This is a genomic window from Streptomyces sp. NPDC006294, from assembly GCF_042870895.1.
Classification (GTDB): domain Bacteria; phylum Actinomycetota; class Actinomycetes; order Streptomycetales; family Streptomycetaceae; genus Streptomyces.
Genome location: NZ_JBIAHV010000003.1, coordinates 118994 through 139190, shown reverse-complemented (window position 1 = coordinate 139190; position 20197 = coordinate 118994). Strand labels below are relative to the sequence as shown.

The following is a 20197-nucleotide window of genomic DNA, read 5'->3' as shown; positions in this document are numbered from 1 at the left end:
ATGACCTCCACGTACGGTGAACTCCGCGCCCAGCTGGCCGCCTTGACCACCGAGGCGTTCCGGCCCGAGTTCGCCGACATCGACCGGCTGCCGACGCTCGAGATCGCCCGCACCATGAACGGCGAGGACGCGTCCGTCCCGGCCGCCGTCGCCGCGCGACTGCCCGTGATCGCCGCCGCGATCGACGCCACCGCCGAGCGCATGGCCCGCGGCGGACGGCTGATCTACGCGGGGGCCGGCACGGCGGGCCGGCTCGGCGTCCTGGACGCCAGCGAGTGCCCGCCCACCTTCAACACCGACCCCTCGGAGATCGTCGGCCTGATCGCGGGCGGCCCGACCGCCATGGTCAGGGCCGTGGAGGGCGCGGAGGACAGCAAGGAGCTGGCCGCCGCGGACCTGGACGGCCTGAAGCTGACAGCGGACGACACGGTGGTCGGCATCTCCGCGTCCGGCCGCACGCCGTACGCGGTCGGCGCGGTGGAACACGCCCGCGGCCTGGGCGCGCTCACCATCGGCCTGTCCTGCAACGCGGACAGCGCGCTCGCCGCCGCCGCGGACCACGGGATCGAGGTCGTCACCGGACCCGAACTCCTCACCGGCTCCACCCGGTTGAAGGCGGGCACGGCGCAGAAGCTGGTGCTCAACATGATCTCGACGATCACGATGATCCGCCTCGGCAAGACCTACGGAAACCTGATGGTCGACGTCCGCGCCTCCAACGACAAGCTCCACGCCAGGTCCCGCCGGATCGTGGCACTGGCGACGGGCGCGTCGGACGAGGAGATCGAGTCGGCCCTCGATGCGACGGACGGCGAGGTGAAGAACGCGATCCTGGTCGTCCTCGGCACCGTGGACGCCCCGACGGCCGCCACCCTCCTGTCACAGGCCAACGGCAACCTCCGCGCTGCCCTGGAACACGTCCGGACCGCTCCGGAGCCCGACCCTGACGGGACCGGTTCGTGATCGCCTCCTTCCTGCGTGACGGCACACAGGGCTCGCTGACGGTGACCGTGGAGCAGGTCGATGATCCCGCCGCGATCGGCAAGCCCCCCTCGACCCGCGGCTTCCCGAACTGCACGGCTGTCGTGGACCACCCGGGGCAGGGCTGTCGGGCGCTCTTCGGCGCGGAAGGCCGCATCACGCTGCGACCCGTGCAGCCGTTGGCACCCGGCGACTGGGACGCTCACCTGCCATTCCTCGGCACCTCCTGTCCGGGCTGGGTGTTCGACGAGTGGCAACCCGAGCCGTGACCGACCGCCCCCGCTGCCGCCCCCAGATTCGCCAAGGTTTTTTTGCAAAAATCCTTTGGTAAACCCTGACGCTCCTCCTACGCTCCTCTCATGCCCGCCGAGACCCCCTCCCCCGAGCCCTCCGGCTTCAGCAGCCGCACCCTCGACCCCCGCAAGGACGCCGCCGCGCTCAAGGCGTTGACGCACCCTCTGCGCATCCGGATGCTGGGGCTGCTCCGCATGGACGGGCCCGCCACCGCCAGTGAACTGGCGGTCAGGACGGGGGAGTCGTCCGCGTCGACCAGCTACCACCTGCGCGTGCTGGCGAAGTACGACTTCATCGCCGAGGCCGAGCACCGCGACGGCCGGGAGCGGCGCTGGAAGGCGGTGCACGAGGTCACCAGCTGGAGCAACGACGCGATGACCGGCTCCGACGAAGCGCAGGCGTTCGTCGACGTGGCCCGCCGCGCCCAACTCGACCATCTGGAGCGGTCCCTCGCCCAGCACCAGGAGGACCTCGCGGCCGGCCGCCTCGGCGACGCATGGCGGGAGCCCTCCGGGTTCACCGACCTGGTGGCGCGGCTGACGCCCGAGTCGGTCACGGAGCTGTTCGACACGTTCTCCCGTGCCGTGACCGAGCTGGCCGACCGCGACGAGGGCGACCCTCGCGCCGAGCAGGTCGTGCTCTTCGCCGCCGGCCTCGCCGTCAGGGCGGAGGACCGCTCGTGAAGCGGCCGATGGACCGGTCGATGGACCGGCCGCTGGATCCGCGTACCGCCGGGCGCCGCTTCGCCGCCGTCATGTTCCTCTTCTGGCTGCCCGTCGGCCTCTACATACCGTCCCAGGTGCTGCTGCTGAGCGAGCGCGGCATGAGCCTGGCCGTCGTCGCGGGACTGTTCGCCGTCCACTCGGTCACCGTCTCCGTCATGGAGCTGCCGACCGGCGGCCTGTCCGACGTCATCGGCCGCCGCACCGTCCTCGCCGCCGCGGGCGTGCTCAACCTCTCCGCGCTGACCGTGATGGCGCTCGGCACCACCGTCTGGGCCCTGGCCGTCGCGATGTTCCTGATGGGCACGGGTCGCGCGCTCTCCAGCGGCCCCGCGGAGGCCTGGTACGTCGACACCGTCCAGGCCCACTCCGGCCCCGCCGCCGAACTGCGCACCGGACTCGCCCGCGGCAACACCGCCTCTGCCGCCGCGCTCGCCGTCGGCACCCTCACCGGCGGCGCCCTGCCGCTCCTGCTGAGCCTCGGCGCCGACCCGGGCGCCCGGCTGGCCGACGCCACCGGCGGGCTCGTACTGCCGCTGTCGGTCCCTGGCCTGCTCGGCGCGGCCGTCGGCGTCGGGTTCGTGGCGTTCGTGCTGACGGCCCTGCCGGAGCCGCCCCGGCCGCCCGCCACGCTGCGCGGGGTGCTCCGGGGCGTCCCGGCGACGATGCTCGGCGGGCTGCGGCTCGGCGTCACCGAGCCGCTGGTGCGCCGGGTCCTGCTGACCTCCGCGGCCGCCGGCGCGGCGCTCGCGTCCATCGAACTCCTCACCCCCGGCCGGGCCGCCCGGCTCACCGGCGCCCCGGAGTCCGGAGCCGTGCTCTACGCCTCCCTCGCCTGCGCCGGCTTCCTGTGCACCGCGCTCGGCAGCCACTGCGCACCCCTGGTGGCCCGGCTGACGGGCAGCAGTGAGCGCGCGGTGCTGACCGCGCTCGGCGTGAGCGTGTCCGGGCTGGTGCTGCTCGGTACGACGGCCGCGTGGGACAGCGGCACCGCCCCTCTGGTCCTCGCCGCGGTCGGCTACGGCCTGGTCTATCTCGGCCTCGGCGCCGCCGGCCCGAACGAGAACGACCTGCTCCACCACCGCGTCGACAGCTCACGTCGCGCGACCGCCCTGTCGGTGAAGTCCCTGGCGCTCCAACTGACCGGCGCGCTGGCCGGCCTGGCCGCCGGTTCCCTGCCGATCGGCCCGCTGCCGTGGCTGATGGCCGCCGCCGCTCTGCTGCTGGGCGCCCTGCTGTGGACGCACCGGCTGACGCCCGCGCCCGAATCGCACCCCACCGCCACGGGCTTGACCGAACGCGTCTGACCCTCGGGCACTCGGTGTGCTCGCTCGCGACCGCCATCGCTCCCGACACAGGGGCAAGCGTCGGCATGGCACGCCCGAAATGACGCAAAAATGACTTAGATTGTGAGTTTGTAGGGTTCCACCCATCACTCATCACGTCGACTCCGACGGAAGTGGAGATGTTGTGCGCAAGCTTCGCAATGCTGTCCTGGTAGCTGCCATGCTCGGAAGTGTCAGTGTGTTCGGGGCCGGTGCTGCTGCGGCCACCGAGGCCACCGGCGACAACGACAACACGGGCGGCGACAAGACCAACCTGGTCGTGTGCGAGCAGAACGCTCGTGTCGGCGACGACACGTTCCAGCTCGGCCTCATCAACGTCGTGACCGGGCCCATCACCCTCCTGGGCAGCGGCCCGGCGACCGCAACCTCGGTCCAGCAGATCTGCAGCGGCGAGGACACCGTGGCCGGCAATGGTTCCGCCGCCGAGTCGGGCACGGGCCTCGACCTCGACCTCGGCCTCGACGGTCTTCTCTAACGACGAGGGACGCGTACCAGCGCTCACCGGCGGGCGATCAACGGGCGTGCCCGTTGAGCTCGGCCGACTCGGGCAGCAGCGTGCACAACTGCTGTAAGCCCTTCCTGCGGGCCGTGGCGTTCAGTTGGTCGACCGCCGTGGCCGCAGGAGTGAGCTTTCCGGCCTGCCGCAAAGGGCGGTCGGTTGCCGGGACGCAGGCCGTTCATGCAGGCGCCCGGCTGGGTATCCCAGCCGGGCGTCTTGCGTGCGCGGCTGTGGCGTTCGGCCGCACCGGCCGGCTCAGCCGCGCAGCGTCACCCCGTACCGCGTCCGCAGGCGGGTGAGTTCCCACCACGCGATGGCCGTCACCGACGCCGGGCCGCCGATGACCGCGCAGATCTGGACGAGAGGCGGGCCCGGCGGCATCCCCGCCGTGGCCAGGTTGATGGCCGCCAGCTCCCACACCAGGACGCCGGTGAGCAGAGCGGGGAGCCCCGCGTGGACTTCGGCCGTGTTGAACGCGGTACGCACGGCCGTCGTCGACGCGAAGACGACGAAGAACACCACCCACAGCACCGGCACCAGCAGCGCGAGCGTGATCAGCGGGCTGACGGGACTGTTCGCGTAGCTCTGGGCGAGCAGCATCACGCCCGCGAACAGCAGCGGCACGGCCGTGAACGCGCCGAAGTACCAGAGCACCGAACGGACCGCCGGCCGCAGACGCGCCCGCATCCCCGGCCGCGCGGCGGGCGGCGCGAGCCGGAACAGGACCATCAGCACGAGCGGGGTGGTCAGGAGCAGCAGCCACGGCGTGATCGCCAGCCGGAAGAAGTACTGCTCCTGCACCTCGTCCCAGTCCGCCTCCGTGCCGTACGCGACCAGGATCAGGAACGACGCGGCGAGCGCGGCCCACGCCCGCGTCTTCTGCGCCCGCCACACCTCCGGGTCGTGGTACCGGCGGATGCTGTGCGCCGGGAACTTCCGCCGTGCCTGCCGCCGGGCCGACCTGGCCAGCGGATAGCCGACGAGGACCGCCAACGCGGGCCACACACAGCACATGCCGAGCGCCAGGAGACAACCCGGCACCCGCCGCACCTCGTTGAGCAACTCCCGCAGCGGGGGCCACTCGTCCGCACGGAACCGCTGCCACAGCGTCGGTCGCGGCCCGTACGGAACGTACGGCGGCGGCGGCCCCGGATACGGACCGGGATGCGGCCCCGGCTGGGGGCCGGGGTACGGGCCCGGGTACGGCCCCGGCTGCGGCGGTACGCCCGGACGCGGCGGCGGCCCCGGCGGTTGCGGCCGCCCGTCCCGCCGGTACGGATTCTGTCCCCCGAATGTCACGCCCGCGTCCCCTCCCGAAGTGGTCCGCAGATCATTTCAGGAACATCAACCGCCGTGCACACGAAGGCATACGCCTCAGGGCAGCCGGGCCGCCGCGTTCACCTCCCGCACCCGCGCCCGCAACACCTCCGCCGGCGTCGCGGGCCGCGCATCCCCGGGCGGGCAGTCCCACTCCCTGCCCCCGCCCGGCGGCCGGAGCTGTACGCACGTGCCGACCTGCCCCATGACGATCCCGACCCGCCCGTCCCGGACGTCGACGGCGTACCGGCCGAGGCGAGGCATGCTCACTTCTCCAGCTCCCGGAGTACCGCCGCCAGCCGAAGCGCCGTGTCCAGATTGCAGCGGCCCAGGTCGATCAGCGGATACGGAGCCTCGCTCGCCAGCGAGACGACATCCACGCGCAACGACGGCAGCGTCACCGACACCACCCCGAGCCCGGCCCTGAGCCGGTCCACCACCTCCTCGGCCGTCCGCAGCCGCTCGGCCGATCGCACCACCGTCATGTTCTCCGCACCTCCAGTACGCAGTGTTCCGATTCCTCACCCAGCGTGTCCGGGCGCCGCTAGCCTGGGAAGAGACGGCGGCCCAACAACGCGACCTGTCGATCAGGGAGTTGCACCATGCCCGGACCCAAGGACCTCGACCCGTCGACCTCACCACGCGCCCTGCTCGGCGCGGAGCTGCGCCACGCCCGCATAAAGGCCGGTCTCACCCAGGACGAGCTGGGCGGGCCGCTGTTCGTGAGCGGCTCGTACATCGGCCAGATGGAAGCCGGCACCCGCCGCATCCTCCCGGAGCACGCGGCCCGCCTGGACGAGGCGCTGGGCACGGACGACTTCTTCACGCGCAACTGCGAGGTCTCCAAGAAGTCCCGCTACCCCGACCACTTCGCCGAGGCGGCGGAGGCGGAGGCCACGGCGGAAACCATCAAGGAGTACGCGCCGCTGCTGATCCCCGGCCTGCTCCAGACGGAGGCGTACGCCCGCGAGGTCTTCCGCGCGTACCACCCGACGGCTCCCGAGGAGGCCATCGACGAGCTGGTGGAGGCGAGGCTCGACCGGGCGGGCCTGCTGGCCGATCCAACAAAGCCCTTGTTGTGGGCGGTGCTTGACGAGGCGGTGCTACGACGGGAGGTCGGCAACGCAGCCGTGATGGCGGAGGCGCTGCGGCATGTGGCGGCTCTGGCGAGGCGCCACCGGATCATCGTGCAGGTGCTGACGTTCGGGGCGGGCGCGCACGCGTCGATGGAGGGTGCAGTCAAGATCATGACCTTCCCTGACGCGCCTCCGCTCGCGTACTTGGAAGGTCCTGGCATGGGTCAGTTGGAGGACTATCCAGCCACCGTCACCCGACACGAACTGACCTACGATCTCCTCAGGGCCAGCGCTCTGTCTCCGGAAACCTCCTTGGCCCTGATCGAGTCAGTGGCGGAGGATTACGCGCATGAAGTCCAGCCCAGAGCATGACCTGACGGCAGCCGTCTGGCACAAATCCAGCTACAGCGGCGGGAGCGGCGGCAATTGCGTCGAGGTCGCCACCACCTGGCACAAGTCCAGCTACAGCGACGGCAGCGGCGGCAACTGCCTCGAAGTCGCCGACGGTCACCCCGACGTCGTCCCGGTCCGCGACTCCAAGGACCCCGACGGCCCGAAGCTCGCGTTCCGGCCCGGCGCCTGGTCCGCGTTCGTCACCGACCTCAAGCACGGCTGAGCGACGCCGGGCGCGTGTCGGCCCTTCCCGACAGGCCGACACGCCCCGGCGCGGCGGTGGACGCGACGAGGGACAGCAGGCCAGGTAGTGCTTCACGGCGGGTTCCTCCGATGAGTGGGACAGCGCAGTCGATCTTGGCGTCCCCGCTCGCCCTCCCACCCGCATACCGCGCCCGCCCGTTCGACGGTTCACCCGTCCAGCAGGGGCGCACCGGGAGCACTCCCGGAGCTCAAGAGCCGGGATTCGAGCGCTCTTAACAAGGATTGGTTCGGTCGGGTCTCATGTAACCCGCCCACCCACCCTGGCGACTTGACGCGGACGTTGACTTCCAGCGACCGACTTGCCACGCAGGGTCATCACGCTCTAGCGTTCCGATAAACGAACAAAGAACAACCCCCGCCAGGTGCTACCAACACCTGCGGGGGTCTGACCATCAAGATCGAAAGAGACTCGATCCATGGCTGACCGCCAGCTTAGTGCTGCCCCTCATCCCCTCGCCAACCCCGGCTACGGCAAACGAACCGTGTCGGGCCAACTGCCACGAACCGCCGACGACTTCGCACACCTGCCCAAGCGTGAGGCGGCCGTCGCCGCGTACATCGACCGGCTGGACGACAACAGCGACATCTCTGTGAAGACGCTGGCGAAGTTCACCCCGTACGGCCAGTGGGCCGCCTCCAAGGCGCTCAACCATCTGATCCGGGCCGGGCATCTGCGGCGCGGGCTGGAAGCGATCGACTCCGAGTCGGGCAGCACCCTGTGGGTGACGCGCACCTGGTGGTCGCGTACGGCGCACGACGACGCGTGGTGGGCGGCGTTCCAGCGCGGGGACGTGCCGGTGGAGCCGGTGGAGAAGCGCCGGCCGACCCGCTCACGGGCGTACGTCCTGCTGGCGGCCCTGGGCCGGGCGAATCCGATGATGTCGCTGTCCCACACCGAGTGCCTGTCACTGGTGCCGCTGGTGGACGAGTGGTTCGCACGGGACGCGACCGAGCGGCAGTTGCTGCACGCGCTGACCGACGGGCTGCCCGTCCCGGTCCACCACGCCGCCGCGCTCGCCCGCCGCCGCCTCACCGACAAGCTCCCGCCCGAGCCGGTCCCGCTGCCGCCTCCCCGCCGCATCCTCGAATGCGGCAAGTGCGGGGCGCCCGGCCGGGCGGACGCACTCGTGGACGGCGTGTGCGCCCGCTGCCGGGGCGGCGGCACGGCCCCACCACCCGCCCTCCCGGCCGCCCGCGTCCGCGCCCACGCGGCCCAGGCCCGCGCGGCGGCGACCCGCCCGCCCGGGACGACGAGGACACAGCCATGACAGTGCCGCTCACCCGGCCCCGCCACGGGGCACGATGGAGGGGAGGAGGCGACGCCATGACCCGCATCAGCGCCGAGAACCCCGAGATGTCCGTCGAGGACTTCGAGGAGCTCGCCCATAACGCCCCCGAGGGCGTCACCCTCGAAACGGAGAAGCTCAAGGAGTACGCCCAGGCGTAAACTCGGCTGCATGAGCCGACGACGACATTGATCCACCGCCTCTGGTCCAGGAACGGGCTGTCGCGGGCCGCCGCGCGGGTGAGCACCCGGCGTCCCCCGTCCGTTCCACGCAAGGACCACACGCATGCTCACCGCTTCGTCGTGCCCGCCCGGGGCCAACGGCCCGCTCGATCCCCGCGTCCGCAGACTTGAGCGAAGGCTCTACGCCTACGCGGGACTTGAGGACTTCGTCCTCCTCTACCCCCTCTACGCCCTGCTCTTCGCCGAGCACGGTCTGAACACCGCAGAGATCTCGTCCCTGTTCGCCATCTGGTGCGTCGTCGGCCTGCTGGTCGAGGTGCCGTCCGGTGTGTGGGCCGACGTCGTGTCCCGCCGGGCCGTGATGGTCGTCGGCCCGGTGCTGACCGCCTGCGGGTTCGCGCTGTGGGCGCTGACCCCGTCGTACGCCGCCTACGCCGCCGGGTTCACACTCTGGGCGATCGGCGGTTCGCTGCGCTCGGGCTCCATGGAGGCGCTCGTCCACGACGAACTCGAACGGCTCGGCGCGGCCGCCCGGTACGGGCGGGTCATGGGCCGGGCGGCGGCCGTCAGCATGGCCGCGACAGCTGCGGCGACCGCGGCCGCCGCGCCCGCGCTCGCCTTCGGCGGCGACACCCTGGTGTGGGCGGGCAGCATCGCCGCGTGCCTGCTGTGCGCGGCGGTCGGCGCGACGCTCCCCGAGCACCGCGCCGCCGTCCCGCACGAGCACGCCGAACGGCCCGGCCACCTCGCGACGTTGAGGGACGGCCTCACCGAGGTGCGCGGCAGCCGGCCGGTCCGCCGGGCCATGGTGCTCGCCGTGGTGATCACCTCGGTGTGGGGCGTACTGGACGAGTACGTGCCGCTGCTGGCCGCGTCCACGGGCGTCGCGACCGAGACCGTGCCGCTGCTGGTGCTGGTGGTGTGGGTCGGGGTGACGCTCGGCTCGCTGCTGGTGGGCCGGGGCGAACGGCTCACGGAGCGCACGGTCGGCGCGCTGGTCGCGGCGGCCGCCGCAGCGCTCGCCATGGGCGCGCTGTCCGGGGCGCCGGCCGGGTTCGTGCTGCTGGGCGCCGCGTTCGGCGCGTTCCAGCTCGCGGACGTACTGGCGGACGTACGGCTCCAGTCGGCGATCACCGGCCGGAGCCGGGCGACGATCACCTCGCTGACCGGTCTGGGCACCAACATCGCCTCGCTGCTGGGCTTCGGCGCGTACGCGGCGCTGTCCCCGTTCGTCTCGCACGGCGGCGTCTTCGCCCTGCTGGCAATGCCCTACCTGCTGGTGGCCGCCGCACTGGGCCGCTCACCCCGGCCAGCCCCCGCGCCGGCCGGTCAGGAGGCGCGGTAGCGGTCGTGCTCGGGGCGTTCGCCCGGACCGGACTCTGCCCGGACCCGCGCCTCAAACGCCGGCGGGGCTGACACAGTCAGCCCGGCCTGGGGGTAACTCCCCCTACGGCCCGCCGGCGTGGGAGGTGCCCCCACCCACGGCCGCCAGGCCGTAGGGGAGTCTGGGGCCACCGCGCGAAGCGCGGTACCGGGCCCTGGCCGAGCCCGGTCCGCCCACCCGGCGGCACGGGGGTGATGGGGCCCGGGGCCTGCCCCCGGGCCGATGTCGGGCCGGCACGCCGCGCTGGGTGCCCGTCAGCTCGATGTCCTGTCGTGCGGCGGGACGGCGATCAGGCGGGCGAAGCTCTCGGGGCGGCCCCGTTCGCCGATCAGTTCGCCGTCCGCCTCGACCCAGGCGTGCGCGGCGAACGGCGGCGCGGCCCGTACGCCCACGCACCAGGTCGGCCAGACGCCCTGGAGGCGGCAGAGCAGGGTGATGGAGACCGAGCGCGGCAGGCAGGAGCGCAGGCCGTTGAGGCTGAGGCTGGCCGCGAGGACGGAGCTGCGGGCGGCATGGGCCTGCGCGCTGCTGGCGGGCGCGGCGCCCCGGCTGAGCCGGGTCAGGACACGGGTCAGCAGGTGGGGTTTGAGCAGGGCCAGCAGCCGGCCCGTGCAGATGGCCAGCCGGGTGAGCAGCCGCAGTCGCAGTGGCCGTCTGGTGCGGTCGCGGTCCAGGGCGACGGTGATGCTCATTCCTGGACCACCCCGGCGGAGCGCATGGCCTCGATCAGGGCCCGTACGTCGTCCGCCGCGCGCGCCGTGTCCACGTCGAAGTGGTCGGTGACGCGGCGGACGGCGTCATCGGCGTCGCCGCCGTCCAGCAGGGCCTGGGCGGCGGTGGCGGCGCTGGGGTTCATCTGCCAGTAATGGCCGGTCTTGGTGTCCAGCAGGACCGCACCGTATTCGGTCTCGGTGACGGTGAGATACGGGCGGTTGCGCAGGTTCATCGCATTCCTTCCTTCCGGCCGGGCACGTCAGGCGACCGCGCGCAGCCATGCTTCGCAGATGATGGTGGAGTCCACGGCGCCGTCCTTGAGGGCGGGCGTGCCGGGCGTCCCGGTCAGCCGGGAGAGGGCCTCGGCGTCGACGAGCCCGGCCTTGGCCAGGGCGCTGTCCTCCCACAGCGACCGGATCTCGTCGCGGTGCCGGTAGAGGCCGCCGACCGCGTCGACGGTGCCTTCGAACTTGGTGGCGCGGGCCCGGCACTCCTCGGGGAGGACGCCGCGTACCGCCTCCTTGAGGACGGGTTTGAACTGCCAGGGGTCGGTCCGGTCCTCCGGGCGTACGGAGAGGGCGGCGTCGACGACCGCGTCGTCGAAGTACGGCATCGTGACGGGGACACCGGCCCGGCGTCCGGCCTCGGCGATCGCCGCGCACTCCTGGGTGCCGGTGTAGAGGGCGGACAGCTCCCGGTGGCGGCCGAGGGTCGGCGCGTACGGTTCGGCACGCTCCGCGGCCTCGCGCAGCCCGGCGGTCACCAGTTCGCGGCACTCGGGGGTGAGCCAGGGCTGGACCACCGGCGGGGTGATCCAGGTCAGCAGCGGGTTGCAGAAGCCGAGGTCGCCGGGTTTGGTCAGGTCGATCCCGGCCACGGCCCGGCGGTAGGAGCGCCGGTCGGCGAGCTGGCGCAGCACGGGGCGCCAGCGCCATCCGTAGAGCGTGCGGTAGCCGCGGATCCGCTGCCAGGCGAGCAGCGGACGGCGGGCGATCAGGTCGTGGCAGTACGCGCCGCTCTGGAAGAAGAGGTGGTCGCCGCCGTGCCCGGTCATGTGCAGCCGGGAGCCGCGCCGCGCCATCAGGGAGATCACCGCGGTGGCCCGGTCGCGGCTCATCGCGATGCCGGCGGGGATGTCGGTGCGGCAGCCGTCGTCGAGGATGCCCTGGTAGAACAGCGGCGTCTGCTCCGGGGTCAGCTCCACGTGCTCGACGTGCGGCCAGTGCGCGGCGGCGAGGCGGGCGTAGTGGGCGTCGTCGCTGACCGTCTCGTCGCCGGGGATGCCGCCGACCACCAGTTCGCCCGCGCCGAGCCGGCCGGCGGCGAAGGAGCACAGCGAGCTGGAGTCCAGTCCGCCGGACAGGTCCGCGCTCAGCAGTCCGTCCCGCTGTGTCCGTACGGCGACGGCGGCGGCCAGCGCCTCGCGTACGTCCGCCGCGCCGTCGGCCGCCGGACGCACCGGGGCGGGCGGGGTGTGCCGGCGGACGTGCCGGGGGGCGGCTCGGCCGGCGGGGACGAGCAGGCAGAGGCCGGGCTCCACGTCGGTGACGCCGCGCCACATGGAGCGCGGGGGGAGCTGGACGGCCAGGGGTTCGGGCAGCCGCAGCGCCAGGGCGGTGAGGTCGATCTCGGCGCCGGCCAGGTCCGCCAGCGCCACGGCCCGGTCGCCGGCGACGGGGCAGCCGTCGACGACGGTGTGGTGCACGCGCCGCATCCCGTAGGCCGTGCCTTGTACGTAGAGGGTGCCGCCGACGCTGCCGACCACGTGGAAGCTGCCGGGGATCGCCGCGGACAGGCCCCCGAGCCGTCCGGTGCCGCCCCGTAGCCTTCCGGTCCACCGGGGCAGTTCGTCCGTCCGTTTCGGCAGCATGCCGATCAGTGCGACGGCGTCCGTGCCGGCCCGGGCGACGGCGATGTCCTCGTCGGCCCACTGGCCGATGATCCAGGGGCGGCCCGAGGGGTGGTGCAACACCCGCAGGCCGGGGGCGTCCGTCTGGAGGCGACGGGCCACGGCGCCCGCGTCCTCGCGGTCAGGAAGCGCAAAGAAGTGCGGTGCGCCGTGGCTCGTCATCGCTGATTCCTCCGGGTACCCGTCAGAGCCAGCCGCGGCCGGTGCCGTCGTTGCCGAAGAACACGACGAAACCGGTCACGTCGCGGAAGGAACCGGCGGAAACGAACTCCGGGGTCTCGTAAGCCTTCTTCGCCATCGTTCAGTCCTCTCTCACAGGAGGAGCGATCGGTCGACCGCTCGGCACACATGCTTGCCGCGCCGGGCGTGGCCGGGCGAGGGCGCTGACCGCTTGGTGCCGATGGTGAGAACGCGCTGGGCAGTTTTTTGTCGCGACGCGCATGACAGGCCGAAGTGGCCCACGTCATGCACCGCCGCGTCCCGTCCGGGGAACGCCCGAGGGCGGCACCCCGTGAAGGGGTACCGCCCTCGGTCCTGCGGACAGGCCCGAACCAAAGAGGATCAGAGGCCGGAAGTCCGTGTCACCGCCCGCCGTGCGCCGCCGCGAGCGGCTGCTCGCCGCCGACGTCCGTGCCGGCCGGCTCCCAGCACTCCACGCCCTTCAGGCCGGGGATGCGGTCCCGGGTGAAGACGGGGTCCAGTCCGGCGCGGCGCTGGGCCGTGTAGTCGTCCATCAGCCGGAAGGCGATCACCGACAGCGGCAGGATCGCGATCAGGTTGACGAGGACCATGGCGCCCATCGTGATGTCGGCGAGGCTCCACACGATGCTGACCGAGCCCATCGCGCCGAGCACGGCGCAGGCCAGGACGACCGCGCGGTAGCCGGTCATCGCGGAGGTGCTGCCGGTGATGAACCGGATGTTGGACTCGCCGTAGTAGTAGTTACCGATCATGGAGCTGAAGGCGACCATGAAGACCACCAGCGTCAGGATGTGACCGGCCCAGTCGCCCAGCGCCACGTTGAGCGCGGACTGGGTGACGTCCGCGCCGCCGCGCTCGCCCAGGGTCGGGTTGGCGCTGAGGATGATGAAGGCGGTCATGCTGCAGACGACGAGGGTGTCGAAGTAGACGCCGAGGGTCTGCACCAGGCCCTGCTTGACCGGGTGGGTGGTCTCCGCGGAGGCGGCGGCGTTGGGCGCGGAGCCCATGCCGGCCTCGTTGGAGAACATGCCGCGCCGCACGCCCTGCAGGATCGCCGTGCCGACCGCGCCGCCCGCGACCTCGCGGAAGCCGAACGCGCCGCCGACGATGTCGGCGATCATCCCGGGGACGGCGGTAATGTTGAAGAGGACGACCACGAGGCCGAGCAGCAGGTAGACGGTCGCCATCACCGGAATCAGGACCTTGGTGACCGCGGCGAGGCGCTTCACGCCGAAGAACACGGCCATCGCGAGCAGCACGGCCAGCACGACGCCGAGCACCGGGGCGAACCAGCCGGAGTCCGCGCCGCCGTCCAGAGAGCCCTTGACGGCCACGGTGATGGTGTTGGACTGCACCGCGGTGAGGACGAAGCCGAAGGTCAGCGTGATGAGCACGGCGAACAGGACACCGAGCCAGCGCTTCCCGAGCGCGCGCTCCATGTAGTACGCCGGGCCGCCGCGGTAGGTGCCGGGCTCGCTGCCGCGCGCCTTGTAGAGCTGGGCGAGGACGGACTCGACGAACGCGGAGGCGCCGCCGATGAGCGCCATCATCCACATCCAGAAGACCGCGCCGGGCCCGCCCATGGTGATGGCGGTGGCCACGCCGGCGATGTTGCCGGTGCCGATGCGGGCGGCGGCGGAGATGGTGAACGCCCCGAAGGGGGAGACGCCGTCGGCGGGCTTGTCCCTGAAGACACGGAACATGTCCGGGAGCATCCGGAGCTGGACCGCCCTGGAGCGGAAGGTGAACCAGAGGCCGGCCACGGCCACCAGGGGGATCAGCAGATAGGTCCAGAAGACATCATTGATGTCGACGATCCAGGTGTTGAGCGTGCTCATGATGTGGTGCGTCCCGGGTCTTTGTGAGTCGGGGCTCGGCTCGGGCCGCCGGCGTACGGGTCGCGTACGGCTGCTGCCCCAGGCCGCGGAAGCACTTCTTCCGTTCAAAGCTCTGGGAAGCTAACCAGGGCCCTGTCCCGCTGAAAAGACATTCCGGTCGTGCCGCATCTCACACTCTGTACCGGTTTCTCCGCATGAAACGCCCCGAGGAGAAAACGCCCGAGGGCGGCACCCCGTTCAGTGGGGTGCCGCCCTCGGTCAAGGACGGTTGATCGACCAGGGGCCGATCAGAAGTCCATGTCACCGCCCGGCATGCCGCCCGGAGCGGCCGCGGAGGCCTTCTCCGGCTTGTCGGCGATGACGGCCTCGGTGGTGAGGAACAGCGCCGCGATGGAGGCCGCGTTCTGCAGAGCGGAACGGGTCACCTTCGCGGGGTCGATGATGCCCTCGGCGATCATGTCGACGTACTCACCGGTGGCGGCGTTCAGGCCGTGGCCGACGGGCAGGTTGCGCACCTTCTCGACGATGACGCCACCCTCGAGACCACCGTTGACGGCGATCTGCTTGAGCGGGGCCTCCAGCGCGAGCTTCACGGCGTTGGCGCCGGTCGCCTCGTCACCCTGGAGCTCGAGCTTCTCGAAGACCGAGGAAGCCTGGAGCAGAGCCACGCCACCACCGGCGACGATGCCCTCCTCGACGGCCGCCTTCGCGTTGCGAACGGCGTCCTCGATGCGGTGCTTGCGCTCCTTGAGCTCGACCTCGGTCGCGGCGCCGGCCTTGATGACGGCCACGCCGCCGGCCAGCTTCGCCAGGCGCTCCTGGAGCTTCTCGCGGTCGTAGTCCGAGTCGCTGTTCTCGATCTCGGCACGGATCTGGTTGACGCGACCCTGGACCTGGTCGCTCTCACCGGCGCCGTCGACGATCGTGGTCTCGTCCTTGGTGATGACGACCTTGCGGGCGCGGCCCAGCAGGTCCAGGCCGGCGTTCTCGAGCTTGAGGCCGACCTCCTCGGAGATGACCGTGCCGCCCGTGAGGATGGCGATGTCGTTCAGCATGGCCTTGCGGCGGTCGCCGAAGCCCGGAGCCTTGACCGCGACGGACTTGAAGGTGCCGCGGATCTTGTTGACGACCAGGGTCGACAGGGCCTCGCCCTCGACGTCCTCGGCGATGATCAGCAGCGGCTTGCCGGACTGCATGACCTTCTCCAGCAGCGGAAGGAGGTCCTTCACGTTGCCGACCTTGGAGTTGACGATCAGGATGTACGGGTCGTCCAGGGACGCCTCCATACGCTCCATGTCGGTGGCGAAGTACGCCGAGATGTAGCCCTTGTCGAAGCGCATACCCTCGGTGAGCTCGAGCTCCAGACCGAAGGTCTGGGACTCCTCGACGGTGATGACGCCTTCCTTGCCGACCTTGTCCATCGCCTCGGCGATGAGCTCGCCGATCTGGACGTCGGCGGCGGAGATGGAGGCGGTGGAGGCGATCTGCTCCTTGGTCTCCACATCCTTGGCCTGCTCGAGCAGGGCGCCGGAGACGGCCTCGACGGCACGCTCGATGCCGCGCTTCAGGGCCATCGGGTTGGCGCCGGCCGCCACGTTGCGCAGGCCCTCGCGGACGAGCGCCTGGGCGAGGACGGTCGCGGTGGTCGTACCGTCACCGGCGACGTCGTCCGTCTTCTTGGCGACTTCCTTGACCAGCTCAGCGCCGATCTTCTCGTACGGGTCCTCGAGCTCGATCTCCTTGGCGATGGAAACACCATCGTTGGTGATCGTGGGGGCGCCCCACTTCTTCTCGAGGACGACGTTGCGACCCTTGGGGCCAAGGGTGACCTTGACGGCGTCGGCGAGCTGGTTCATCCCGCGCTCGAGACCGCGCCGTGCCTCCTCGTCGAACGCGATGATCTTGGCCATGTGAAGTGGTCCTCCCGGACTGGGGTGGATTGCTTCGGATCGCATCCGGCGCCCGCGACGGACGGCCTGCGCGCCATGTGGTTCCTTGCCCCACCCGGCTTGCGGACCTCACCGACTCGATCCAAGTTCTGTCACTCTCACCAGGAGAGTGCTAACGCAATGATTAGCACTCGACCCCCGAGAGTGCAAGCGCCTGTGGACAGCGCGGGCGTCGACGCGCGGGCGTCCGGACACGCGTGAGGGGCCCGCATCCCGGTGACCGGGAGGCGAGCCCCTCATGCGTGAGTGCGTCGGTGGCCGAACGCGCCTGGATCAGTTGGATCAGACGGCGAGCTTGACCATGTCAGCCTGCGGACCCTTCTGGCCCTGCGAGATCTCGAATTCGACTCGCTGACCTTCTTCAAGGGTGCGGTATCCGTCCATCTGGATCGCGCTGTAGTGGACGAAAACATCCGCACCACCGTCGACCGCGATGAAGCCGTACCCCTTCTCCGCGTTGAACCACTTGACGGTGCCCTGAGCCATGCCTAACTCCCCTATTACTGGCCCTTGCGCAGGACCGCACTTCGCGGACCCGGGTCATATCTCCACCCCAGCAGGAGGGGTGTGCGTCGGAACGCGTCGACCGCGGCTGAATGTATCTGCCCAACTGCCCTCTGCAACAGGTCAATCGGACGAGAAATCTGGGCAGGACCGAACGGCCGATCCATCCGATTCCATGGAATTCCGGGGCAAGTCGGGCCCGGCAAATGGCGCCTAAGTGGCAATTCGATCACGTACTTTGGCCGCATTCTTGCGGAACTCGGAGCATTCACGAGTAGCCGGCGGAGGGGGCTTCCCAGACTCTACCGCGCTCAACCATGCAGAATTGCCCCCTCCGCTTCTGGGGCGGAGAGGGCAATCAGGTAACTGCGGGTAATTCCCTGGGGAGAGATCAGCCGCCGGCGACCGCGGGGATGATCGACACGCCCGCGCCCTGCGGCGTGGCCGTCTCCAGACCCTGCTCGAACCGGACGTCGTCGTCGTTCACGTACACGTTGACGAACCGGCGCAGCTTGCCCTGGTCGTCCAGGACGCGGGCCGCGATACCGGTGTGGTTCTTCTCGAGGTCCGCGATGACCTCGGCGAGGGTCGCGCCCTCCGCGGTGACCTCGGCCTGGCCGCCCGTGTACGTACGGAGGATGGTGGGGATGCGGACGTTGACGCTCATGTGTGCAGCCTTCCTTGGGTCTCGGGCGGGTCTCAGCGGTCCAGGCCGGCGTCGCGGAACGCGTCCAGGCTCGGGCGGATGACGGCGGTCGCCTGCGAGGTCTCCGCGACCGCGTCGAGGGTCTTGAGGCCGTCGCCGGTGTTGAGCACGACGGTGGTGAGCGACGGGTCGAGGACGCCCGCCTCGATCAGCTTCTTGGCCACACCCACCGTCACGCCGCCCGCCGTCTCGGCGAAGATGCCCTCGGTACGGGCCAGCAGCTTGATCGCGTCGACGATCTGCTCGTCGGTCACGTCCTCCACCGCGCCGCCGGTGCGGCGGGCGATGTCCAGCACGTACGGGCCGTCGGCCGGGTTGCCGATGGCCAGCGACTTGGCGATGGTGTCCGGCTTCTGGGGACGCACCACGTCGTGCCCGGCCTTGAACGCGGCGGAGACCGGCGAGCAGCCCTCCGCCTGGGCGCCGAAGATCTTGTACGGCCTGTCCTCGACGAGACCGAGCTTGATCAGCTCCTGCAGCCCCTTGTCGATCTTCGTGAGCTGCGAGCCCGACGCGATCGGCACGACGAGCTGGTCCGGCAGCCGCCAGCCGAGCTGCTCGCAGATCTCGTACGCCAGGGTCTTGGAGCCCTCCGCGTAGTACGGGCGGAGATTGACGTTGACGAAGCCCCAGCCTTCGCCCAGCGGGTCGCCGATGAGCTCGGAGCAGAAGCGGTTCACGTCGTCGTAGTTGCCCTCGATGCCGACGAGTTCGCCGCCGTACACCGCGGCCATGACGACCTTGCCCTGCTCCAGGTCGTGCGGGATGAACACGCAGGAGCGCAGGCCGGCCCGCGCGGCGGCGGCGCCGACCGCGCCCGCGAGGTTGCCGGTGGAGGAGCAGGACAGGGTGGTGAAGCCGAAGGCGCGGGCGGCCTCGAGGGCCTGGGCGACGACGCGGTCCTTGAAGGAGTGCGTCGGGTTGCCCGAGTCGTCCTTGATGAACAGGCCGCCGGTGACACCCAGTTCACGGGCGAGGTTGTCGGCCTTGACGAGCTGGGTCCAGCCCGGGTTCAGGTTCGGCTTGTCGGCCACGTCGGCGGGGACGGGCAGCAGCGGGGCGTAGCGCCAGATGTTGGCCGGGCCGGCCTCGATCTGCTTCCGCAGCTCTTCGGGGCTGCCGCTCGGCAGGTCGTATGCGACTTCGAGCGGCCCGAAACACTCCGCACACGCGAAAATGGGGCCGAGTTCGAAACGCTGTCCGCATTCCCGGCACGCGAGGGCGGCGGCGGGGCCGAGGTCCACGGAGGTGGACGCGGTGGCGGAGGTGCTGGTGCTGGTGCTTGCGACGGTCTGCGCAGCCATGATGGCGAGGCCCTTTCTCCTCATCTTCCTCGTGACGCATTTCGCCACAAGACGGAATTGGCACCTTCCCCACCGTTGACCTCGCGGTCGGCGGGAGGGTTGCCGGGGCTTCAACGGGCCGTTCCCTCTGCCCCTCTGGATGAGCGGTATGGCTCCGGACGTGCGGTCCGGGCGTTTGTGTGCGTGGACCCCCCGAGATGCGAGGGTCGTTCGCGTTGTTCAAGACTGTAACCGAAGCCCCGGACGGTTGAGATAGTCGTCCGAACCGCGAGATGGATCACAGCCCCCTGTTCACCGCCTGTTCGCCGACTGCCGAGGGAGACCCGAAGTGCTCGATGAGGTGGCCCGCTGGCTGAGCCGGCGTTCCTGGTCCGCGTCCGACCGCTCCCTCGACCGGCTGATATCAGCCAAGGTCAGACGGGGTACGACGGTCAGCGTCGTCCTTCCCGCGCTGAACGAGGAGGCGACGGTCGGGGACATCGTCACGATCATCCGCCGCGAGCTGATGGAGAACGTCCCGCTCGTCGACGAGCTGGTCGTCGTCGACTCCGCGTCCACCGACCGCACGTCCGAGGTCGCCGCGGCCGCGGGGGCCCGGGTGGTCCACCGCGACGCGATCCTGCCCGGCCTGCCCGCCGTGGCCGGCAAGGGCGAGGTGCTGTGGCGGTCGCTCCTGGTGACCGGCGGCGACATCGTCTGCTTCTGCGACTCGGACCTGCGCGACTTCTCGCCGGACTTCGTCTCCGGCATCGTCGGGCCGCTGCTGACCGAGCCGGAGGTCCAGTTCGTCAAGGCGATGTACGACCGCCCCCTCGGCGGCGGCGCCGGGCCCGGCCCCGACGGCGCGCCCGCCCAGGGCGGACGGGTGACCGAGCTCGTGGCCCGGCCGCTGCTCAATCTGCACTGGCCGCAGCTGGCCGGCTTCGTCCAGCCGCTCGGCGGCGAGTACGCGGCGCGGCGCTCGCTGCTGGAGCGCCTCCCGTTCCCGGTCGGCTACGGCGTGGAGCTGGGCCTGCTGGTCGACTCGCTGAACCTGGTCGGCCTCGACGCGCTGGCCCAGGTCGACGTCGGCACCCGCAAGCACCGCCACCAGGACGGGCAGGCGCTCGGCAGGATGGCCGCGACGATCTACCGCACGGCGCAACTGCGGCTCTCCCGGCCGCACTTGGTCCGTCCGTCGATCACCCAGTTCGACCGGGTCGACAACGGCTTCGCACCGCGGACCTACCGGGTGGACACGGAGGAGCGGCCGCCGATGCTCGAGATCAGTGAGTACGCGGCGCGTCGCGCGGCATAAACGGGACCCGGCGGTCATTTTGCCTACATTT

General features: G+C 71.1%; 23 protein-coding genes and 1 riboswitch. Of the genes, 11 read left to right on the top strand and 12 right to left on the bottom strand.

The features are described 5' to 3' along the window. The 5 genes from murQ to ACFYOP_RS06145 all read left to right on the top strand — a co-directional run bounded on the left by murQ (position 1) and on the right by ACFYOP_RS06145 (position 3818). Positions 1–963, top strand: a complete 963-nt coding sequence (murQ, locus tag ACFYOP_RS06165) for an N-acetylmuramic acid 6-phosphate etherase (protein WP_356898926.1) — start codon at positions 1–3, stop codon at positions 961–963. After that, complete coding sequence (locus tag ACFYOP_RS06160) at positions 960–1250, top strand: hypothetical protein (protein WP_356898925.1); 291 nt, start codon at positions 960–962, stop codon at positions 1248–1250. The genes murQ and ACFYOP_RS06160 overlap by 4 nt, the downstream gene beginning before the upstream one ends. Positions 1251–1340: 90 nt before the next feature. Next, on the top strand, positions 1341–1958 hold the full coding sequence (locus ACFYOP_RS06155; RefSeq protein ID WP_356898924.1) for a helix-turn-helix domain-containing protein: 618 nt from the start codon (positions 1341–1343) through the stop codon (positions 1956–1958). Positions 1959–1966: 8 nt separating this feature from the next. Beyond that, positions 1967–3304 carry an MFS transporter gene (locus ACFYOP_RS06150; RefSeq protein ID WP_388451059.1) on the top strand — a complete coding sequence of 446 codons (1338 nt, stop codon included), beginning with the start codon at positions 1967–1969 and terminating at the stop codon, positions 3302–3304. A 199-nt stretch (positions 3305–3503) separates the two neighbouring features. Beyond that, positions 3504–3818 (top strand): hypothetical protein, encoded by a 315-nt coding sequence (locus ACFYOP_RS06145; protein ID WP_356898923.1) that lies wholly within the window; start codon positions 3504–3506, stop codon positions 3816–3818. 279 nt (positions 3819–4097) lie between these two features. On the opposite strand, the gene ACFYOP_RS06140 is transcribed toward ACFYOP_RS06145, so the two are convergent. The 3 genes from ACFYOP_RS06140 to ACFYOP_RS06130 form a co-directional block, all read right to left on the bottom strand. Next, the gene (locus ACFYOP_RS06140; protein WP_356898922.1) at positions 4098–4883 is read right to left on the bottom strand and encodes a hypothetical protein; all 786 of its coding nucleotides are present in this window, start codon (positions 4881–4883) and stop codon (positions 4098–4100) included. Positions 4884–5216: 333 nt separating this feature from the next. Next, positions 5217–5423, bottom strand: coding sequence for a hypothetical protein (locus ACFYOP_RS06135; RefSeq protein ID WP_356898943.1), 207 nt, complete (start codon positions 5421–5423; stop codon positions 5217–5219). A gap of 2 nt (positions 5424–5425) precedes the next feature. Beyond that, positions 5426–5644: a hypothetical protein gene (locus ACFYOP_RS06130; RefSeq protein ID WP_356898921.1), complete on the bottom strand. Its 219-nt coding sequence runs from the start codon at positions 5642–5644 to the stop codon at positions 5426–5428. Positions 5645–5761: 117 nt separating this feature from the next. On the opposite strand from ACFYOP_RS06130, the gene ACFYOP_RS06125 reads away from it, so the two are divergent. The 5 genes from ACFYOP_RS06125 (at position 5762) to ACFYOP_RS06105 (ending at position 9705) form a co-directional block, all read left to right on the top strand. Further along, positions 5762–6607: a helix-turn-helix transcriptional regulator gene (locus ACFYOP_RS06125; RefSeq protein ID WP_356898920.1), complete on the top strand. Its 846-nt coding sequence runs from the start codon at positions 5762–5764 to the stop codon at positions 6605–6607. Beyond that, on the top strand, positions 6585–6851 hold the full coding sequence (locus ACFYOP_RS06120; protein WP_356898919.1) for a DUF397 domain-containing protein: 267 nt from the start codon (positions 6585–6587) through the stop codon (positions 6849–6851). Before ACFYOP_RS06125 ends, ACFYOP_RS06120 begins: the two co-directional genes overlap by 23 nt. Positions 6852–7308: 457 nt before the next feature. After that, positions 7309–8160: a hypothetical protein gene (locus ACFYOP_RS06115; RefSeq protein ID WP_356898918.1), complete on the top strand. Its 852-nt coding sequence runs from the start codon at positions 7309–7311 to the stop codon at positions 8158–8160. Between the two features lie 56 nt (positions 8161–8216). Further along, positions 8217–8339 (top strand): hypothetical protein, encoded by a 123-nt coding sequence (locus tag ACFYOP_RS06110; RefSeq protein WP_356898917.1) that lies wholly within the window; start codon positions 8217–8219, stop codon positions 8337–8339. A 124-nt stretch (positions 8340–8463) separates the two neighbouring features. Beyond that, on the top strand, positions 8464–9705 hold the full coding sequence (locus tag ACFYOP_RS06105) for an MFS transporter (protein WP_356898916.1): 1242 nt from the start codon (positions 8464–8466) through the stop codon (positions 9703–9705). 293 nt (positions 9706–9998) lie between these two features. Here the strand turns inward: ACFYOP_RS06105 and ACFYOP_RS06100 are convergent, their stop codons facing one another. The 9 genes from ACFYOP_RS06100 to thrC form a co-directional block, all read right to left on the bottom strand. Continuing rightward, positions 9999–10436: a lasso peptide biosynthesis B2 protein gene (locus ACFYOP_RS06100; RefSeq protein WP_356898915.1), complete on the bottom strand. Its 438-nt coding sequence runs from the start codon at positions 10434–10436 to the stop codon at positions 9999–10001. After that, on the bottom strand, positions 10433–10690 hold the full coding sequence (locus ACFYOP_RS06095; protein ID WP_356898914.1) for a lasso peptide biosynthesis PqqD family chaperone: 258 nt from the start codon (positions 10688–10690) through the stop codon (positions 10433–10435). The genes ACFYOP_RS06100 and ACFYOP_RS06095 overlap by 4 nt, the downstream gene beginning before the upstream one ends. A 27-nt stretch (positions 10691–10717) precedes the next feature. Continuing rightward, entirely contained in the window at positions 10718–12529 is a 1812-nt protein-coding gene (locus ACFYOP_RS06090) for an asparagine synthase-related protein (RefSeq protein WP_356898913.1), read from the bottom strand. A gap of 22 nt (positions 12530–12551) precedes the next feature. Beyond that, positions 12552–12665 carry a keywimysin-related RiPP gene (locus tag ACFYOP_RS06085; RefSeq protein ID WP_356898912.1) on the bottom strand — a complete coding sequence of 38 codons (114 nt, stop codon included), beginning with the start codon at positions 12663–12665 and terminating at the stop codon, positions 12552–12554. Positions 12666–12948: 283 nt separating this feature from the next. Next, positions 12949–14406 carry an alanine/glycine:cation symporter family protein gene (locus tag ACFYOP_RS06080; RefSeq protein ID WP_356898911.1) on the bottom strand — a complete coding sequence of 486 codons (1458 nt, stop codon included), beginning with the start codon at positions 14404–14406 and terminating at the stop codon, positions 12949–12951. Between the two features lie 287 nt (positions 14407–14693). Next, positions 14694–16316 carry a chaperonin GroEL gene (gene groL, locus ACFYOP_RS06075; RefSeq protein WP_356898910.1) on the bottom strand — a complete coding sequence of 541 codons (1623 nt, stop codon included), beginning with the start codon at positions 16314–16316 and terminating at the stop codon, positions 14694–14696. Positions 16317–16637: 321 nt separating this feature from the next. After that, on the bottom strand, positions 16638–16841 hold the full coding sequence (locus ACFYOP_RS06070) for a cold-shock protein (protein WP_005315736.1): 204 nt from the start codon (positions 16839–16841) through the stop codon (positions 16638–16640). A gap of 409 nt (positions 16842–17250) precedes the next feature. Continuing rightward, a complete protein-coding gene (locus ACFYOP_RS06065; RefSeq protein WP_356898909.1) occupies positions 17251–17526 on the bottom strand; it encodes a MoaD/ThiS family protein in 276 nt (91 codons plus the stop codon). A 32-nt stretch (positions 17527–17558) separates the two neighbouring features. Further along, entirely contained in the window at positions 17559–18869 is a 1311-nt protein-coding gene (gene thrC / locus ACFYOP_RS06060; RefSeq protein ID WP_356898908.1) for a threonine synthase, read from the bottom strand. Between the two features lie 17 nt (positions 18870–18886). Next, positions 18887–19015: riboswitch (SAM riboswitch) on the bottom strand. A gap of 182 nt (positions 19016–19197) precedes the next feature. Here thrC and ACFYOP_RS06055 point away from each other — a divergent pair. Beyond that, positions 19198–20166 (top strand): glucosyl-3-phosphoglycerate synthase, encoded by a 969-nt coding sequence (locus ACFYOP_RS06055; protein ID WP_356898907.1) that lies wholly within the window; start codon positions 19198–19200, stop codon positions 20164–20166. Positions 20167–20197 lie beyond the last annotated feature (31 nt).

Coding starts and splice junctions, on each gene's coding strand:
- ACFYOP_RS06120 (WP_356898919.1), top strand. CDS start 6,585: ATGAAGTCCAGCCCAGAGCATGACCTGACGGCAGCCGTCTGGCACAAA.
- ACFYOP_RS06135 (WP_356898943.1), bottom strand. CDS start 5,423: ATGCCTCGCCTCGGCCGGTACGCCGTCGACGTCCGGGACGGGCGGGTC.
- thrC (WP_356898908.1), bottom strand. CDS start 18,869: ATGGCTGCGCAGACCGTCGCAAGCACCAGCACCAGCACCTCCGCCACC.
- ACFYOP_RS06090 (WP_356898913.1), bottom strand. CDS start 12,529: ATGACGAGCCACGGCGCACCGCACTTCTTTGCGCTTCCTGACCGCGAG.
- ACFYOP_RS06080 (WP_356898911.1), bottom strand. CDS start 14,406: ATGAGCACGCTCAACACCTGGATCGTCGACATCAATGATGTCTTCTGG.
- ACFYOP_RS06115 (WP_356898918.1), top strand. CDS start 7,309: ATGGCTGACCGCCAGCTTAGTGCTGCCCCTCATCCCCTCGCCAACCCC.
- ACFYOP_RS06085 (WP_356898912.1), bottom strand. CDS start 12,665: ATGGCGAAGAAGGCTTACGAGACCCCGGAGTTCGTTTCCGCCGGTTCC.
- ACFYOP_RS06095 (WP_356898914.1), bottom strand. CDS start 10,690: ATGAACCTGCGCAACCGCCCGTATCTCACCGTCACCGAGACCGAATAC.
- ACFYOP_RS06110 (WP_356898917.1), top strand. CDS start 8,217: ATGACCCGCATCAGCGCCGAGAACCCCGAGATGTCCGTCGAGGACTTC.
- groL (WP_356898910.1), bottom strand. CDS start 16,316: ATGGCCAAGATCATCGCGTTCGACGAGGAGGCACGGCGCGGTCTCGAG.
- ACFYOP_RS06125 (WP_356898920.1), top strand. CDS start 5,762: ATGCCCGGACCCAAGGACCTCGACCCGTCGACCTCACCACGCGCCCTG.
- ACFYOP_RS06100 (WP_356898915.1), bottom strand. CDS start 10,436: ATGAGCATCACCGTCGCCCTGGACCGCGACCGCACCAGACGGCCACTG.
- ACFYOP_RS06155 (WP_356898924.1), top strand. CDS start 1,341: ATGCCCGCCGAGACCCCCTCCCCCGAGCCCTCCGGCTTCAGCAGCCGC.
- ACFYOP_RS06065 (WP_356898909.1), bottom strand. CDS start 17,526: ATGAGCGTCAACGTCCGCATCCCCACCATCCTCCGTACGTACACGGGC.
- ACFYOP_RS06105 (WP_356898916.1), top strand. CDS start 8,464: ATGCTCACCGCTTCGTCGTGCCCGCCCGGGGCCAACGGCCCGCTCGAT.
- murQ (WP_356898926.1), top strand. CDS start 1: ATGACCTCCACGTACGGTGAACTCCGCGCCCAGCTGGCCGCCTTGACC.
- ACFYOP_RS06070 (WP_005315736.1), bottom strand. CDS start 16,841: ATGGCTCAGGGCACCGTCAAGTGGTTCAACGCGGAGAAGGGGTACGGC.
- ACFYOP_RS06145 (WP_356898923.1), top strand. CDS start 3,504: ATGCTCGGAAGTGTCAGTGTGTTCGGGGCCGGTGCTGCTGCGGCCACC.
- ACFYOP_RS06150 (WP_388451059.1), top strand. CDS start 1,967: ATGGACCGGTCGATGGACCGGCCGCTGGATCCGCGTACCGCCGGGCGC.
- ACFYOP_RS06130 (WP_356898921.1), bottom strand. CDS start 5,644: ATGACGGTGGTGCGATCGGCCGAGCGGCTGCGGACGGCCGAGGAGGTG.